Here is a 16,521-nt window from a genome sequence, read left to right as displayed (position 1 = left end):
ATGAGCTACCATATCACAGTTCACCTGCTATCGGGCGGAGCAGCATAGGTTTTCTGAGCGAATATCAGTTCCACACAGCTTTTACATGGCGTCGCTGTTACTGCAATAACCGGTCCTTTGATTACCGCTCGCACGCAATATCATTCAGCCAGCTTCATCCATTCGGATTCGATTGCCTCTGCAGCGGATCGCTCACGATTTTAGGATCACGACCTCCAGATATTCCGATGGTACCACCATCGTGCCGCCATTGGTCCGGTTGTGCTGCGCGATCAGCGCGAGGATATCAGCTTCGAGTTCAGCGGCTTCGTTCTCTTCCAATGTCGCGAACGCCTTCAACATCGGACCGTACCAGGTTCGAAACAACTCCAGCCAATGTTGCGGTGAGCGATAGCGAAAGACGAAAAACCGGCGTTTCATCGACAGCTTCGCTGCCTGATCGCCAAAGCGTTCCCGAAGCCAGCCACTGTTTCCCCAAAGCACTGGCGGCTTGGCGACTGGTGACGGAGGAGCGATAGCGCCGATTGTCTTCAAAAGACGACCGATGAAGCTTTCCGGTGTCCAGTTTGCCATTCCGATGCGTCCGCCGGAACGGACGACGCGCTGAATTTCCCGGGCCGCTTTCTCGTGATCAGCGGTAAACATGATGCCGAATGTCGACAGCGCCACATCGAAGGAACCATCCGCGAAGTCGAGCGCCTCGGCATCGGCTTCGGCAAAGGCGAGATCGAGGCCTTCCGCCTTGGCACGACGCCGTCCCTGTTCGAGAAGGGACGGCACATAGTCGGTCGAAGTAACGACGGCGAAACGGCGCGCTGCCGCGAGCGAGGCATTGCCATTGCCCGCGGCAATATCGATCACGCGCTCTCCGCCCCGCAGGTCGATGGCCTCGCACAGCGTCTCGCCCACGATCTGCAAGGTGACACCGATCATCCCGTAATCGCCGGATGACCAGGTCGCCTGTTGTCCGGCTTTCAGTTTCTCCATATCGGCGTCAGATGGGTTGCTCTGCACGATGTTCCGCATACGAACCCTCCTTTTGAATATCGCAACCCGGAGCTGACCTGGAAGTGCAGCAATACGGCGCGGTCTTGAGCCTCAGTCGCTATGCGGCACCATGATGGGCTCACCGGTGGGCCCTACCTGAAACACGATGAAACGCGCGCCCTCATCGGCCGAGGCAGTGCGGGCGGTCATGGGCTTGTCGGGCAACTCGTAAAAGGCATCGCCCGCTGTATAGGTTTGCGGCTCTTTCCCATCGACATCGACAAGGATCGAACCCTCCTGCATGTAGACGAAGACATGGCCGGGATGGGTATGCCGTTCCGTTTCCCAGCCGGCACCCACGTCGAACTCGACAATATTGGCCTCTGTCCCGTCGACCCCCATAAGGTCGGTCTTGAGCACCGGTGTCGTCGTCGCCTGATCGGCCACGGCGGCGTTCAAGCCGAACCCGAGGGCGACCGATATCGCCATGATTGTGCACGACGTGAAGCTTTTGGTTATCTTCCGCATGATCTTTCCTCCTGTTGTCGATTCAATTGTTACTGCCCGGTCAAGGCGGACCAGCTCGACACGGGAACACACCCTGTCGAACGAGGTGGCCGTCGGCCTTGACATACCGGGAGGGAAGACCATGGACCCGATGTAGAACGTGATCCGCGTGGCCTCATTTCCCAAGACAGTGTTGAGCCATGCCATATTCACACAAACCGACCGAAAAGTTGTTTGGAATCCGTTCATTGTTTCTCGCCATCGTATTGATTTTTTGTCCCCATCTGCGTCACAATGCTTATCGGGGGGCGACGATGCGATACGCATTCGACGACTACATTCTCGACACCGCACTGCGCGAATTACGATTTCGCGGCACGATCCAACCGGCTGAACCCCAGGTATTCGATCTGGTCCTGTACCTGTTGCGCAATCGTGACCGCGTAATCGGCTATGACGAGTTGATCGAGGCTGTCTGGGAAGGACGGAATGTTTCCGAATCGACTATTCGAAACCGTATCAACGCGGCTCGCAAACTGATTGGGGACGATGGCCATCGGCAATGCGTGATCCGCACCTTTCCCCGTCGCGGATTGCGTTTTATCAGCGAAGTCCGCGAGGGTGATATCACGTCGTCTTCCTCTGCAACCTCGCATTCTGTCATTCCGGATGACGAAAGCCTCCCCCTGGCGAATAACGAGGCACCGATACCTGCCAATCATGCAGATCGATCAGCGCAACCAACGCATCGCTGGCCTGTCGTGGCGGTGCTACCTTTCGTCAATCTCAGCGGTGATCCGCTCCAGGAGCATCTCGGCGATGGCTTTTGCGAAGATATCATCACGATGCTCGCCAGACATCGCACACTGACAGTCGTTGCGCGCAACTCTGCATTTGCTTTCAAGGGGCACACCGGCAACATACGCTCGGCCGGCGCGAACCTGGGCGCAGATTACGTCGTCGAGGGTAGCGTGCGGCGAATCGATGACAGCATTCGGGTTACAGCGCACCTGATCCAAACCAGCAATGGTCAACTCATCTGGGCGGATCATTTCGACCGGCGCATGGAGGCTCTGTTCGATGTTCTGGACAACATTACCCAACGGATCGTGGCAAATATCGAACCGGAGATAGGTTCAGCTGAACGTGCGCGCGTGGGGCGGAAGATACCATCGAGCCTTCGCGCATGGGATCTTTTCCAACTCGGAACGACGCATCTCTATCGGGCTACGAGAAATGACAACCGCGAGGCACAGAGGTTGCTGCGGCTGGCAATCGAGCAGGATCAAGAACTTGCCCAGGCCCACGCCTACCTGTCCTACGCGATCCTGCTGAGCATGCTCTATTTCGAGGCTGAACCAGAGGAGGAACGCCTCGATGAGGCCCAGGAACTGGCACGCAAGGCGATGGAGCTCGATGAGCATGATGCCATGATCCGGTTCGTCTATGGCCGCGTGCTGCTCGCGCGGTGTGAATATTCGGATGCCCTGCATGAGCTGGAACAGGCGGTCGCATTGAACCCCGCACTTGCGGTCGGCCATTGCGGCGTGGGTGATTCACTTGCCTATGAGGGGCGCTACGACGAATCGTATTCCTGTTTCCAGAGAGCTATCGAGCTGAGCCCACATGATCCACAACGCTGGGCCTTTTACGCCTATCGAGCGCTCGCGCATCTGTTCGCCCATGAATTCGAACTTGCTTCCGACTGGGCGAAGAAAGCTACCCACATTCCCAATTGCCATTATTGGCCCTATGCTCATCGGGTTGCCGCACTTGGCCATCTCGGAGCGGTGGACCAGTACGAACAGGCGGTAAGCTTGTTGTTGAGAAAACGGCCCGGCTTTACCTGCCAAATGGCACGCAAGCGTCTTTTCTACATCAAGGATGATGACAAGCTCGATCTCTATGTTGCCGGGCTGAGAAAGGCGGGGCTGCCTGCGGTATAACGGTATTTTCAGTTCCTCACGCCTGCATCCGGATTGACGAACAAGCGAATTTCGCTCGATGCAGTTGCGCGCATAGCAACCGCGCGGGGCCGTCGTTCTACCGTTAGCTGATGACGCGAAGGCACCAAGGACAGGACCGGCGACCAGTGACCCGCCGCCGGCCAATCATGCAAGCCTGCATATTCCAAAGGACTCAGACGAATATCATGCCGTCGGCATTCCCGTCGATCTGGATGACAAAGGTGTCGTCCACGAAGTCTCCGTCTCCGTCGGTCTCGCGCGCCGTTGTTTCGAGGACGAAATCGGGAACCTCCTGCCTCTCGAACAGCGAGATTTCCTTGATCCGGACGCCATTGTTGCCATCGAGGCTCTGGAAGATGAAAAGCTCGTCAAACGACACCCCCGGCAGGTAATCCAGCGTCAACGAATTGCTGCCTTTCGGCAGTGCGAGATCCTCGAAGACGAACTCATCCACGAACACACCGTCATCATAGGCTACCAAACGGACGTCAAAGGTCGTGCCCTTGCCGGTTCCACCGTCAAGAACCACCTGCGCGCCCTCGACATCCTCGCTGGTGCTGAGCAGCAACTGTTCGCCCGGATCCATCTGGTTGTCATCGAGTCCTATGCCCGGGGTACTGATATTCACGTCATCCGCGCCGTCACCAGGAAGATTGCCTGCCGCGTATTCGGCCAGGGCATCCCCGTTGAAATTGCTGGACAGGAAGCCATCGAAAGTCACGGTTGTCGTGCCCTGGGTTCCCGATACGACCTCCAACTCCTTGGGGCCGCCGGGAGTGACCGAAGCGAAGTCCAGCGGGTTCAGGATCAGTGGCGCGTCCTGCAGGACCTCGAAGAGATATCCGCCAGGTTCATCGCCATCGAGCGTGAGCCTGAACAGGTCTCCGAAACTCCCGCTTGTATAGGTCAGCGTCGTTCCGTCGGCAGACAGCGTCTCGGTGATTTCTCCAAGGACGGTATCATCCGGCAACTCGGTGAAACCGAGGATCGTGAAGCTTCCCGGCCCGTCGGCACCGTAATCAAGGAAGCCCGAATCGCTGGTGGATTGGCCGCTGCCGAAGGTCACCAGCCCGTCGGAGATGGCGGAAGAGAATACCGGACCATCATCGCGGAAATTGAACGAACCGGAGACATCGACAGTCAACCCGGCGGCATCACCATCGGCATCGGCCGCGGTTGCCGTGAGCCCAACCGTCCCGGCGCCCAGGGTAATCGCATCGTTCGGATCAGGGTTTTCCGGGTGGACAACCGAGCGGCTTTGATCAAGCGTGACGTTGCCGGTCGCATCAACACTGATGCGCAGAACCTCGTCACCATCGGTATTGCTGCCGACGATATCCGCGCCGTTCATGGCAAGCGTCACCGGCTGACCGGTCAACGTATCGGTCAAACTGGTCGCAGCCCCCAGAAGAGCAAGTGAATAATTCAACCCTCCGCCGGCACCTGGCCCGTCAGCACCGAAACTTGATGCAAAGATCCCGGAGAAATCGGCACTGGCGTCTGTCGCAAAATCGGTCTCGTCGACTTCCAGAGCCGGAGCGGTGCCGTCTTCCGAGACAACCGGGGTATCGTCATCCACCAGAACGGCCAGGTCGCCGCTTTCCATGGTGATGCTGTCATTGTCGCGATCTGTGGCGACAACGACCGACCCGAGTTCGATCACGATGTCGTTCTCATCAAGACCGGAGATATGGTCGAGAGGTTTTTCCAGCGTAAACAGCCACCCCCCTGCCTGCGGCGTGATGCCATCGGGGGCGATATTGACCTGGAGGGTGAAAACCGTTTCGCCACCAGCGGTGGCGGTAAGCAGATCACCGGCAACCGAGTAACTCACCGGAGCGCCGCCAGAGGTCAGCACCGGCAATCCCGATGTATCGGTGGACAACGAGAAGGTGGCAGGCGTATCCGCCCCCGAACCGATCAGATCGGTAAGGTCTCCGCTCGCCATGGTCGCTTCGCCCGGCGCGTCGTCCACACCGCCCGCGATTCCGCCCGGCAGCCCATCTTCATCGACCACGCCCAACTGGGGCTCTCCGACCACGCTTGGCCCATCGTCGAAGAATTGCAGTTGTGAACCGACCTCGGTATCGGCCGAATCAATAAAGGCGAGCGCAACGCCGCCGACATTCCAACTTACATTCGAGCCTTGCCCCGATGTCGGCTGACCGTTCTCGATGAGAAAACGATTATGTGCCCCGTCGGTCTCGAACGTGATCGTGTCGTTGTTCCGGATGCCAGTGATTTCCACCGTTCCGTCCGGATCCGTGGTGAAAGCCCATGGCTCGCCATTGACGAAGACGGCCGTGATGTTGACCACATCATCGTCGGCGATACCCGGAATGAAGTCGGTGCCGGCTTCCTTTTCGGTCAGCAATGCGGTGATCCGAACCGTCGATTCCGCGTGGGGCGGTGTGAACTTGACGAGCGTTACCGACCCCTGATTGGCGGTTTGGAGATCATCGAACTGGATGTTGGCCGCGTCGCTTGCTTCTGTGGAACTCAGATTCGGCACCAGGTAATTGGAGTCCATGTTCTGGACATAGGTAACGACCAGCCCTTCTCCTGCATCGACGTTCTGATTGTTCGTGCCGAGTGAGGTCTGGTTGGCCTGACTGCTGTTCACCGTGTCACCGACGGTCGCGCCGGTGACGACGATCGCAGATCCTCCGGGCTCCCCGAAGGCCATGAATTCGTTCTGTCCCGCGGGCGCGCCGCCGAAATCGAATTCGAGGGTTGACTGGGCTGCAACAAAGACAAGATCCATCAGATCGACAGGGTCGTCGGGATCGGTGCCGTCGGGATGAGCCAAGGGCTCGAACAGGCCAATCCAGAAACGGGCCCCGTCGATCGGGAAGCCGGTTTCCTCGAGATAGATGGAAAATACGGGATCGCCGTCCGGATCGGCCGTGTTGCCGTCCCCTCTGCGTCCCAGAATGACATCATCGCCGGACGAGTACAGGAAGATCTGATCGCCATCATGGGTAAAGATTCCGCTCGCGACGCCATCGAGCGGATCGCCGTTGGCATCAACGAAGCTCAGATCGTCGGCTACACCGTCTGAGATCGTAAGATCGTTGCCGCCGCCGCCGGCAATTTCCAGCGCCCCTGAAAGGTCGGCGCCAGCAGCCGTAAAGGCGTCTCGAACTGCCAGCGGCACATCGGAAAACGCGATGTCCTCTTTGCCGCCGTCAGCCTGCAGCCCTGCTGTTTCGTCGATATATGTTCCGGAATTGACAATGATATCCAATGCCATATCAGTTTCTCTCCCCAGTCAGAGCTCAAGGGGCGCAGCACAATGATGCGTTATCCCTGGCGCAGGCACACTCGAACCATTCGAGGCGAAGCGCATGCTGTCATGTTGCTGTTGCGTCGTGAAAAGCGGGATCGGGAAGTCCCCGCAGCCTGCCCAGGCATGTGACCGGCAACATTCAAGCCGGTTCAAAAAGCTGGATCGGATTGGAACCACGGCCAATCATCGCGGTGCCGCTGATCGAACTGACCTGTTGGCTATTCAGGAAATTACCGAGACCGGCGATCGCAAAACACATGTTGTTGGCATTGGCTTCAATGGACGTGCGGACACCCTTCTCCTCAAATCGTTAAAGGAACCGAATCTTTCGCTCGGTCTGCCAGAGCAACTTCGCCTTCGGTGTTACCTGGCGGAAACGATAACCGATATTGCTTGAAACGAAAATTCCCGCGAATACGGGGGGAGGAAATATGCTATAGTTGGAGAACACGCCGCCACGACGAACATGAAAGAAGGAGATCTCCATTATGGCAAGCGCATCTTTTTCTTTTCCTGTCAAACGGCTTGGAGCGGCACTTAAAATATATGCAATTCTGACTGTTTTGGTTTTAATATCGGCGACGACATTGCCACTCGATGCAGCCGCGTCAGAGCCAGCCTCGTCTCAGGCCGAACTCATCATCGTCGATTCCTCCGGTAGTGAACACAGGCTGACCGAACAGGACTTTGCCTTGCTACCTCAGACGACGCTGGTAACCCATACCGCATGGACGGAAGGCCCCCGAAAATTCGAAGGTGCCCTTGCGCGGGATGTGCTGTCCGCAGCAGGAATAGAAAAAGATTTTCAGAAAATAAAGTCCATCGAGGCCGTGGCATTAAACGACTACCGCATTTCAATTCCCGCCACTGATTTTACCGATTTCGACGTTCTTATTGCCAGGAAAATGGACGGAAAACCAATGACCCGACGCGACAAGGGGCCTTACTGGATCGTCTACCCTCGAGACGAAAACCCCGAGCTTGCAGAATCTCAATATGATCATCGGTGGGTATGGCAGTTGTGGCGATTACAGATTCAGTAAAGGGAAACCGTCTCCTTCTGGCGGCCGGCCTCGCAATCGTCGGCTTTGTGATATTGCTCACCTATTCCTTTGCTCAACTCGTTCAAATTCAACGCTCTCTCAGTGCCGATGTGGGGGAGAACATGCTCTGGATGATAGGCCAGGCCGAAAAGGAGACCAGGCGCCTGCACGAAACGCTCCTCGTCATGGCCCTGAGGGGAACCGGCAAGGACGAGTTGATGTTGCGTCTCGACATCCTTCACAGCCGTATGGCTCTGCTTTCGGAGCAGCCGCAGAAAGCCTATCTCGCGCGTATCGGTGCCGCAGAGGACCTGACGCGGGACGCGCGTATCCTTGCCGGGCTGTCTCCCATCCTGGAAAATACTGCCGGTCCGCAGGATCTGGAACTTCCCGTGGTGGCGGCCTCTCTGACCCAACTGGCTGACAATCTGGGCCGCATTGCCAATCACAGCATGATTGTTGATCGCAACGAAAAGGCCGATCACCGTGACCGGTTACGAAAGGCCATGTATGTCGTGAAGACGGCTTTCGCGGGTTTGCTGCTTGCCGGAGCATCGCTGTCGTGGATGCTTGTCAGCAGCATGCGTGCCGCGCTGCGGTCTAGCCAGGAGCTGCGGCATCACAAGTCCCGGCTTGAGCAGACCGTGGCAGAACGAACGATGGAATTACGCAAGGCGCTTGAAACCGAACGGCGCGCCAAGGAGGTTTATCGCAGTTTCATCACGACGGTTTCGCATCAGTTCCGCACGCCTCTGGCGATCATCGATATGGTCGCACAGCGGCTTGGGCGCCGCCCCGCCGACTTCCCCCCTGCCGATATTGCCGCGAAAGCCCGGCGCATTCGAAACGCAACGCAGCGCCTGACCCAACTTGTCGGCAGCGTCACAAGCGCGGTGCGGCTGGATTCCCGGGACCTGCCGCTTACCCGCGCGCGCCACGATCTGAACGATATCCTGCGGACCGCAATCGCCTATCAGATGGAACTGACGCCCGAACGGATAATCCGCACCGATCTGGCGGATGGGCAACTTGCCTGCTGCTGTGATGCCTCGCTGATCGAGCAGGTCATTCTTAACCTGCTTTCCAATGCCATCAAGTATTCTCCCGACGAAACAGCCATCGACATGCGTAGCTGGCACGAGCATGAGCAAGTCTTCTGCTCGGTTCGGGATCGGGGCATAGGCATCCCCGAAACCGCGCAACCGCAAATATTCACCCGCTTCTATCGTGGCGGCAACGCCGCATCCTTTATCGGTTCGGGATTGGGACTAAGCCTCTCGCAAACCATCATCGAACTGCATGGCGGGACGCTGTCATTCATCTCCGAAGAGGGGAAGGGCAGCGCTTTCACCTTCAGCCTGCCAACAGAACAGACCGGGAGCACGGGATGAAAAGGAAAACCGCAGCAACCATTCTTTGTATCGAGGACGAAAAAGACCTGCTCGAAGAACTGACAGGGGAATTGACGGATTTGGGTTACGTGGCCTTCGGCGCCAGGAATGCCCGTGAAGCCGGTGGCATCCTCGAAGAGTGCCATCCCGACATCATCCTCTGCGACATCCTGATGCCCGGTCTGAACGGGTTCAAGTTTCTGAAAAGCGTCCGCCGACAGCATCATGAACTGGACGATACTGCATTCATCTTTCTTACGGCGCTCGGAGATCACGACAATCAGGTTCTCGGACGCAAATCGGGGGCAGATGACTATCTGGTCAAGCCTGTGGATATCGAATTGCTCGATGCCGCGATCTGCGCAAGGCTCGACTGCCTGGCGCGGCTTCAGGCAAGGAAATCGCGGCTAAGGGAAGGTGCAGACGGACTGGTGCATTTGTCCAGCCGGGAGACCGAAGTTCTCACGGAACTGGGTCGCGGCAAGACGATCAGGCAAGCCGCCGCCCATCTTGGCCTGTCGGAATATACGGTGGGGGATTACGTCAAGGCCATTTATCGCAAACTCGGGATCTCCAGCCGAGCGGAAGCCGCCCTCGAAGCGTTCCGTCGGGGGCTGGGATAGTCGCTCTGCCCTCAACCGCCTTCGTCCCGAGATGATCTGTTCAAGGCACCCTATACCATCATGCCGCTGCCCTTCTGCGCCGGACATGGGCCATGCAGGCAACCTCGCGGATAGCGCCGGAACGGTAGAGTTCCTCGAACCCGGCATAGCCATCGGCATGCATCCATCCACCAAACCGGGCGAGGTGATTCTTGGGGTGTTTCCCCTTTCGGTCGCCTGAGAAGCGATAAGCACGCGGCCGGTGGCGCATCGCCCCCCCATGGCCGTTCATCGCGGGCATAGACCCACAAACGTGCCGTCTGCATCTTTCCGGTGCCGGGGCCAGCATGCGCATGGGCGTGTCATCCGTGAAGATCGCTTCGCCTGCCAACACATGCCGCCCGATGGTATCGGCCAGGGGCTCCAGCAGGGCGGTGGATTTGCCGACCCAGTCGGCCAGGGTGGAGCGGTCGAGGTCGATGCCCTCCCGCTCGAAGATCTGGCATCTGGCGATGCAATGGCAAATGGTCGGCGTATTTGCCGGCCAACACATGGGCCAGCAGGCCCGGACAGGACGGCCACGCTCGATGGCGCACAACCGCATCGGTGCTGCATTGGTTCCGGTGTCGCTCATGAGGATATCCCCCTCGGCTCGCACCCGAGGTGTCGCCAGGCTATGCGAAACGCATAGACATGGACAAGAGCGTCAACAACCTGCTGGCCAGCAACACTTACGGGTAATAGCTCAGATGCACGATATCGGCCGATACACCTGTCGTCACAGGGGCGATTATGATATCGGCATCACCGTCGCGATAACCGAAGCCTCCATCGCCATAGTCGCCAAAAGGCTCATAGCGCAGCAGATCGGCCCCTGCCGTATTTGCCATCTGAGCAGCGATCGCTTCGCTCTGTCTCAGCGGGTCCGCCGCGTTCAGCATCATGATGCTGCACTTGTCATCGGTCATGCTTGCCCCCGACAAGACCGATGCATTGATATCGTTCGGACCGGCGAAGCTGGCAAACATGAATGCACCTGATCCGGATTGGGATTGCCCGCCAAAACTATCGGATTTGGCCAAGGAGTCGATGGCCCGCGAAAGGTCCCCGGCCGAACCAAGGCAATATTCCTTGAAATAGGATATTGCTTCCACCTGACGGTCTTGAGCGAGCGCAGCGTTCGGTATCAGTACTATCGCCATCGCTGCCGGGCCAAGTATTTTTCTCATAAAGAAACCTCCGTTCAATATCTTATCGCGAAATCGGATTCTTCTCAGAATAGCCCGATGAGTGCAACCGAAGGGAATGTGAGAGCCTCCGGCTCCTGTAATTCACCTGCTGAAAGCCGGTAGATAACGGACATGCAGCCTGTCTGCACAGTCAAATACACAACCAGCGTGCCGGCAAGAATGTCAGCATTGCTCACGAATAATTCCGGTAACCAGCCGCGTGCCATGACGGGCGACCTCGTCGACCAGGATATCCAGGTCTTCACGTGCCGTTCGGTGGTTGTTGATCGCGGCACGCAGGCAATGACGGCCCCGCACCGTTGTATCGGATACCGCGGCGACACCGGTCTCCTGCATTCGCACCATGATTTCCGTGTTCAATTTCTTCAGCACCGACTCCGGCAACCCTCCGGGATCGTAACGAAAGCACACGATGTTTATGGATGTCGGAAAGCAGATTTTCAGATCCGGCATCGCCTCGATCCGTTCTGTCAGGTAGCGTGCGTGTGCAAGATCTTGTTCGATCAGGCGGCCGAACTTGGTGACACCATGTTCCTTCAGCGCCATCCAGACCTTGAGCGCCCTGAACCCGCGCGATGTCTGAAGTCCCAAGTCATGCAACCACGCTCCTGACGCAATGCCGCGCGGCGCGTTCTCCAGATATTCGGGCGTAACCGTGAAGGTGCCGTGATGCAACTGTGCATCCCGGACCAGGACACATCCGACCTCGAATGGGGCGTGCAGCCATTTGTGCGGGTCCAACGCGATGGAGTCGGCACGCGCAATGCCCCGAACCAGCCTCCGGCTTTCCGGCGCGATGGCCAGGAGCGCGCCGATGCAGCCGTCCACATGCAGCCAAAGCCCTTCCTCGGCACAGAGATCGGCAATTGCCTCCAGATCGTCGAGAGAGCCGGTATTGACTGTTCCCGCGGTTGCAATCACGCAGGCGGGGTTGATCCCGCGCGCCCGGTCTTCGGCAATAGCAGCGCGCAGAGCGGCAATATCCATTCGGCACCCCGGATCAGACGGAACACGGCAAAGGGCGCGGTTGCCCAGGCCCAAGGCCTCCAACGCAATCCGGTGGCAGGAATGGAGCTGGTCGGAACCGTAGAACCGCATGGGAGCTTTCAACGCAGCCAGACCAAGTTCGCGCAGGTCAATGCCGGACATCCGGTTGCGTGCCACGGTCAGCCCGATCAGGTTGGCCATCGAGCCGCCCGACACCAGCGTGCCGCTCGCCTCTGCCGGATAGCCCATCATCTCCTTCAGCCAGTTGACGACCTGCTTGTCGATCTCGGCCGCGGCATGGTCTCCGCCACCGAGATTCGACCCGAGGATCGCGGCCAGAAAATCGCCGAGCGCTCCGGTAAAGTTGCTCGCGCCCATGTACCACATCCAGAAGCGCGGATGGATATTCCCCATCGGAAAGGGCAGCATATTGACGACGAGTTCGTCATAGACCTCTTCAAGCGGTTTCCCGGCTTGCGGTGCGGGACTCCGGAAATGGGCGCGCACCTCGGGCGGCATGTCTCGCCAGACCGGCTGGTCACGCACTCCCTTCGTGTAGTCGATCGCGTCGTCGACGATACGGCGGGCAAGGACCCTGAGCGGGTCCCAGTCCGCAGGGTCGAGGGTTTCGGTGCTGTCCCCCATCGCTCAATCCAACTGATATCCGGGAGTGGAGCGCGACAGCGCTATCTCGTCGTCGGTCATTTCCTCGGGGATGGCTTCGAAAAGCGGCGTGGACATGTAGCGTTCACCCGTGTCGGGCAGCATGCAAAGGATGACGCTGCCCGGTTCCGCCCTTTCCGCGATCTTCATGGCCACCGCAAAGGTCGCTCCGCCAGAGATACCGGTCAGGATCCCTTCCTGTCGCGCAAGTTTCTGCGCCCAGGCGATGCCGTCGGGCCCGGCCACCGGGATCAGTTCGTCATAGAGGCCGGCATCCACCGCTTCTTGCAGCACATGGGGAATGAAATCGGGCGTCCAGCCTGGATCGGGTGCGGCTCGAAGGCGAGATGACTTCCGGTGGGCGAGCCATCGGCATTGCGGAGCTGCGACTGGCCGCTGCCCAGAAGCTGCGCATTGGCAGGCTCCGACAGGATGATCTTCACCTCCGGGCGTTCGCGGCGCAGCACACGGCCCACGCCCGTCACCGTGCCGCCCGTGCCGTAGCCGGTGACCCAGTAGTCCAGACGCCGTTCCTTGAAATCAGCAAGGATTTCGCGTGCGGTCGTATTCTCGTGGATGCGGGCATTGGCGTCGGTCTCGAACTGGCGTGCGAGAAACCAGCCATTGGCTTCGGCCAGTTCGACCGCCTTGCGATACATGCCGAAACCTTTTTCCGCCCGTGGGGTCAGCACGACCTTTGCACCCATCATCCGCATCAGCTTGCGTCGCTCGATCGAGAAACTGTCTGCCATCGTTACGACCAACGGATAACCCTTCGCCGCACAGACCATGGCCAACCCGATCCCGGTATTCCCGGATGTCGCCTCGACGACCGTCTGGCCCGGGCTCAAACGTCCCTCCCGCTCTGCTTCCTCGATGATGCTGAGAGCCAGCCGGTCCTTGACGGACCCGGCCGGGTTGAAGAATTCGGCCTTCACATAGATCTCCACCCCGGAAGGCGCGAGGGTACAGATCCGGATTGCGGGGGTGTCTCCGATAGTTTCGAGTATGCTGTCGAACAGCCTCCCGCGACCCTGTGTCATTCGCATTGTCATCGCGTCCATCACTACTCTCCATTTGTTTTCCAGGATCGGCGTCCTGCCTGCCCCGCCGATCGGCCCGGCGGGAACATCACTAGTCAGTGGACGAGGGGCGTGATCCTCGCGCGCAAACCATGGGTGAAAACGGCCTCCTCGCGAGGGTGACCTCAGTGTTGATGCTCGGGCGGCGCGAACAGGATCAGTTCGACTCGATCAGCGCCATCGACATAGCCATCATGTCCCGGCGGGATCTCGAAGAAGTCACCGGTGCGGATGCGCGTCTCCACCCCGGTGTCGATCATGCGAACGACGAGCTCGCCGGAGATGCAATAGCCGGTATGCTGCATCGGGCAGGACTCGGGTGAGCCGAGCAGCGGCTTCTCGTCAATCTCCCAGTTCCAGCCGGGCTCGAAGATCGCATGCATTCCCATGCTACCGTCGCCCATCCTGATGATCGAGATTCCCCCTCGCTCCTTCATGTCGAGAAGTTCGTCTGGAGCATCAAACCGTCGAGTTTCTATCACTTGCTGTTGCATCGTCTCTCTCCATGTTGGGGCAGGATTATCGGCGGATCAACCGCCATACCTTCGAACCTATGCCCTTAGCTTCGGGCAAGCTTGACGGAATCCTGAAGGAATCATGCAGAACTTCGCGATTATGTCGTATTCTCGCATATGACATGGTTTTTTGGAGATCTTCGACTCGACTCCGAGCATTTCCAGCTCAGCCGTTCCGGCGAACCGGTGCGGGTTGAACCGCAGGCGCTTTCATTACTGATTCATCTCGTCCGGCATCACAACCGCATGGTGACGAAGGATGAACTCGCCGCGACAGTCTGGCAGGGCCGGGCAGTCTCGGATGCCAGCATCTCCAGCAGCATCCGCATGGTTCGGCAAGCCGTGGGCGATGACGGTGTACACCAGAAAATTATCCGCACCGTGCATGGTCGCGGTTTTCGCTTTGTCGCGGAAATGACGAATATCCCGGCGCGGGTTTCGATCGAAGCCAGCGGGAAGCCGCTCGAACCTCCGGCGGGGCGACCCTCGATTGCCGTTCTGCCCCTCCAACCGCTCGGGATTTCACCTGATCTTGCCATTCTGGGCGAAGCAATTCCCCACGAGATCATCGAGGCATTGTCGCGGCTACGATGGCTGGCGGTTATCGCCCGAGGCTCGACATTCCGCTTTAGTCAGGCCACCACCGATACGGCTCTGGTCGCGACAGCGCTCGCGGCGCGTTATGTCCTGTCCGGTATCATTGAAGGCAGGCACCGGACGGTTGCAGTGACGCTGGAACTGACCGACACCAGTTCCGGCGAAATCATCTGGGCTGACCGGCTCACGACCCCGCTAGACGAAATCGATGACCTGAGAGAACAGATCGTCGTGCATCTTGTCTCGGCGCTCGAAACCCACATACCCTTGAACGAAGCACGAATTGCGCGACTGAACGGTCCCGACGGGTTGGATCCCTGGGCCAATTACCATCTCGGCCTGCGTCATCTCTATCGCTTCACTGCCTCCGACACGATGCTCGCGGAGAAATGTTTCGAACGGGCGATCGCAGTAGATCCACGCTTCGCCCGCGCCCATGCCGGGCTGTCCTTCACCAGCTTTCTGCAAGCCTTCCTGCACCTTGTTTCCGATCCAGCGGCTGCGGCATGCGCAGCCCGGCGAAACGCCGAACGCAGCCTGGAACTCGATGCTCTCGATCCGTTCGCGAACTTTACCATGGGCCGCTCATACTGGTTGACGAACGAGCCCGAAGTTGCCGCCGATTGGCTGGCACGGGCGACGACCCTCAACCCGAACTATGCCCAGGGATTCTATGCTTCGGCATTCACCGCAATGCTGACCGGCAACGTGCCAGCGACGATGGCCGCCCTGGACACCTCGCTGCATCTCAGCCCCCTGGACCCGCTGCTCTACGGAATTCACGGGGTCCGTGCGCAGATACTGCTCCAACAGGGGGACCATCAAGCCGCGGCCGATTGGGCCGAACGCGCGGCCAAGACGCCCGGAGCTCATTACCTGATCGCCATGCTTGCACTTGCCGCGAACGGGTTGGCCGGTCGCCGCGATCACGCAGCCCGCTGGCGGCAAGAAACGCACCGGCTCAAGCCCGATGCCAAGGCGGCAGACTATTTCGCGGCCTTTCCGACACGCGATGTCACCTCTCGCGAACAGATCGCCGCCGAGCTGCGCCGGCAGGGCTTCTGAGGCCGGTTTCGTGGAACCGATTTTGGGGCATTCGCGGGTTTGAATACCTGTAATATAAATGTCAATTTGGTCGTCTGCGCCGCAGTGCTCATCATGACCGCATCGGCGATATCAGCATCCTCGGCGGGAGCCCAGACGACTACCAGCAGCGCAACATCCAGTTCTTCAAGTTCCGCGCATGTCGAAAGTTCGGCGGCTGCCTCCGCATCCGGCGGCACCTCCATCATCGGCGGAGGCGCAGCCGGTGGCGTCACCCAGGTCGACGAGACTTGCCTGCTGGCTTAGATGGGGCAAGGCCAGGCTGCACTGATCATGATCGCTACGAGGGAATGCTCGGCCCTTCGCCAGGCTGGAAGCATCCCTTCCGGCAGCATCTGCTCTGGTTCGGAACGTCGCGCCGCCGAGCGCGCGACGGCAACAGGGGATAGTATCGAGCCAGTCGATCGCCTCCAACTCGGACTATGTCACATGCACCCGCAATGACAGCGGTCAGTTGGTCGCGCGAAAGCGCAGCCGGATGCAGGACTATCGCTCGTGATACCGGCGTGGTCAGAACCAACCGCATAACCAGCTTCC

12 protein-coding genes and 1 pseudogene are annotated in these 16,521 nt (G+C 58.9%); 5 read left to right on the top strand and 8 right to left on the bottom strand.

The features are described from left to right. Positions 1–192 precede the first annotated feature (192 nt). Entirely contained in the window at positions 193–1,026 is an 834-nt protein-coding gene (locus A7A09_RS13410; protein ID WP_106691880.1) for a class I SAM-dependent methyltransferase, read from the bottom strand. A 72-nt stretch (positions 1,027–1,098) separates the two neighbouring features. Continuing rightward, a complete protein-coding gene (locus A7A09_RS20805; RefSeq protein WP_170167107.1) occupies positions 1,099–1,515 on the bottom strand; it encodes a cupin domain-containing protein in 417 nt (138 codons plus the stop codon). 293 nt (positions 1,516–1,808) lie between these two features. Between A7A09_RS20805 and A7A09_RS13400 the strand changes: the two genes are divergently transcribed. Then, positions 1,809–3,440: a winged helix-turn-helix domain-containing protein gene (locus A7A09_RS13400; protein WP_170167106.1), complete on the top strand. Its 1,632-nt coding sequence runs from the start codon at positions 1,809–1,811 to the stop codon at positions 3,438–3,440. 193 nt (positions 3,441–3,633) lie between these two features. Here A7A09_RS13400 and A7A09_RS13395 read toward each other — a convergent pair whose 3' ends face one another. Continuing rightward, positions 3,634–6,714: a DUF5801 repeats-in-toxin domain-containing protein gene (locus tag A7A09_RS13395; RefSeq protein WP_106691878.1), complete on the bottom strand. Its 3,081-nt coding sequence runs from the start codon at positions 6,712–6,714 to the stop codon at positions 3,634–3,636. A gap of 524 nt (positions 6,715–7,238) precedes the next feature. Here A7A09_RS13395 and A7A09_RS13390 point away from each other — a divergent pair. From A7A09_RS13390 to A7A09_RS13380, 3 genes are all read left to right on the top strand, one after another. Continuing rightward, positions 7,239–7,793: a putative pterin-binding protein gene (locus A7A09_RS13390; protein WP_106691877.1), complete on the top strand. Its 555-nt coding sequence runs from the start codon at positions 7,239–7,241 to the stop codon at positions 7,791–7,793. Positions 7,794–7,915: 122 nt separating this feature from the next. Next, positions 7,916–9,184 carry a sensor histidine kinase gene (locus A7A09_RS13385; protein ID WP_170167105.1) on the top strand — a complete coding sequence of 423 codons (1,269 nt, stop codon included), beginning with the start codon at positions 7,916–7,918 and terminating at the stop codon, positions 9,182–9,184. Further along, complete coding sequence (locus A7A09_RS13380) at positions 9,181–9,807, top strand: response regulator transcription factor (protein WP_106691875.1); 627 nt, start codon at positions 9,181–9,183, stop codon at positions 9,805–9,807. Before A7A09_RS13385 ends, A7A09_RS13380 begins: the two co-directional genes overlap by 4 nt. Before the next feature lie 58 nt (positions 9,808–9,865). Here the strand turns inward: A7A09_RS13380 and A7A09_RS13375 are convergent, their stop codons facing one another. From A7A09_RS13375 to A7A09_RS13355, 5 genes and pseudogenes are all read right to left on the bottom strand, one after another. Continuing rightward, positions 9,866–10,420, bottom strand: coding sequence for an IS66 family transposase (locus A7A09_RS13375; protein WP_106691874.1), 555 nt, complete (start codon positions 10,418–10,420; stop codon positions 9,866–9,868). A 97-nt stretch (positions 10,421–10,517) separates the two neighbouring features. Further along, entirely contained in the window at positions 10,518–11,033 is a 516-nt protein-coding gene (locus A7A09_RS13370) for a hypothetical protein (protein ID WP_211341131.1), read from the bottom strand. 165 nt (positions 11,034–11,198) lie between these two features. Continuing rightward, positions 11,199–12,668, bottom strand: a complete 1,470-nt coding sequence (locus tag A7A09_RS13365; RefSeq protein ID WP_106691872.1) for a pyridoxal phosphate-dependent decarboxylase family protein — start codon at positions 12,666–12,668, stop codon at positions 11,199–11,201. Between the two features lie 3 nt (positions 12,669–12,671). Beyond that, positions 12,672–13,750: pseudogene (locus tag A7A09_RS13360) on the bottom strand (PLP-dependent cysteine synthase family protein). Positions 13,751–13,893: 143 nt separating this feature from the next. Next, on the bottom strand, positions 13,894–14,262 hold the full coding sequence (locus tag A7A09_RS13355) for a cupin domain-containing protein (protein ID WP_106691871.1): 369 nt from the start codon (positions 14,260–14,262) through the stop codon (positions 13,894–13,896). 138 nt (positions 14,263–14,400) lie between these two features. Between A7A09_RS13355 and A7A09_RS13350 the strand changes: the two genes are divergently transcribed. Next, positions 14,401–15,945 (top strand): winged helix-turn-helix domain-containing tetratricopeptide repeat protein, encoded by a 1,545-nt coding sequence (locus A7A09_RS13350; protein ID WP_106691870.1) that lies wholly within the window; start codon positions 14,401–14,403, stop codon positions 15,943–15,945. Positions 15,946–16,521 lie beyond the last annotated feature (576 nt).

Origin of the sequence: Paracoccus methylarcula, assembly GCF_003007735.2 — a bacterium.
GTDB classification, from domain to species: Bacteria; Pseudomonadota; Alphaproteobacteria; order Rhodobacterales; family Rhodobacteraceae; genus Paracoccus; species Paracoccus methylarcula.
Note: the sequence above shows the minus strand (reverse complement) of the source record. Positions and strands in the feature narration are given on the sequence as shown.

Excerpts from the sequence above, each read along its gene's own strand:
- A7A09_RS13400 (WP_170167106.1), top strand. The coding sequence starts at position 1,809 with ATGCGATACGCATTCGACGACTACATTCTCGACACCGCACTGCGCGAA.
- A7A09_RS13355 (WP_106691871.1), bottom strand. The coding sequence starts at position 14,262 with ATGCAACAGCAAGTGATAGAAACTCGACGGTTTGATGCTCCAGACGAA.
- A7A09_RS13410 (WP_106691880.1), bottom strand. The coding sequence starts at position 1,026 with ATGCGGAACATCGTGCAGAGCAACCCATCTGACGCCGATATGGAGAAA.
- A7A09_RS13375 (WP_106691874.1), bottom strand. The coding sequence starts at position 10,420 with ATGAGCGACACCGGAACCAATGCAGCACCGATGCGGTTGTGCGCCATC.
- A7A09_RS13365 (WP_106691872.1), bottom strand. The coding sequence starts at position 12,668 with ATGGGGGACAGCACCGAAACCCTCGACCCTGCGGACTGGGACCCGCTC.
- A7A09_RS13395 (WP_106691878.1), bottom strand. The coding sequence starts at position 6,714 with ATGGCATTGGATATCATTGTCAATTCCGGAACATATATCGACGAAACA.
- A7A09_RS13380 (WP_106691875.1), top strand. The coding sequence starts at position 9,181 with ATGAAAAGGAAAACCGCAGCAACCATTCTTTGTATCGAGGACGAAAAA.
- A7A09_RS13390 (WP_106691877.1), top strand. The coding sequence starts at position 7,239 with ATGGCAAGCGCATCTTTTTCTTTTCCTGTCAAACGGCTTGGAGCGGCA.
- A7A09_RS13350 (WP_106691870.1), top strand. The coding sequence starts at position 14,401 with ATGACATGGTTTTTTGGAGATCTTCGACTCGACTCCGAGCATTTCCAG.
- A7A09_RS20805 (WP_170167107.1), bottom strand. The coding sequence starts at position 1,515 with ATGCGGAAGATAACCAAAAGCTTCACGTCGTGCACAATCATGGCGATA.
- A7A09_RS13385 (WP_170167105.1), top strand. The coding sequence starts at position 7,916 with ATGCTCTGGATGATAGGCCAGGCCGAAAAGGAGACCAGGCGCCTGCAC.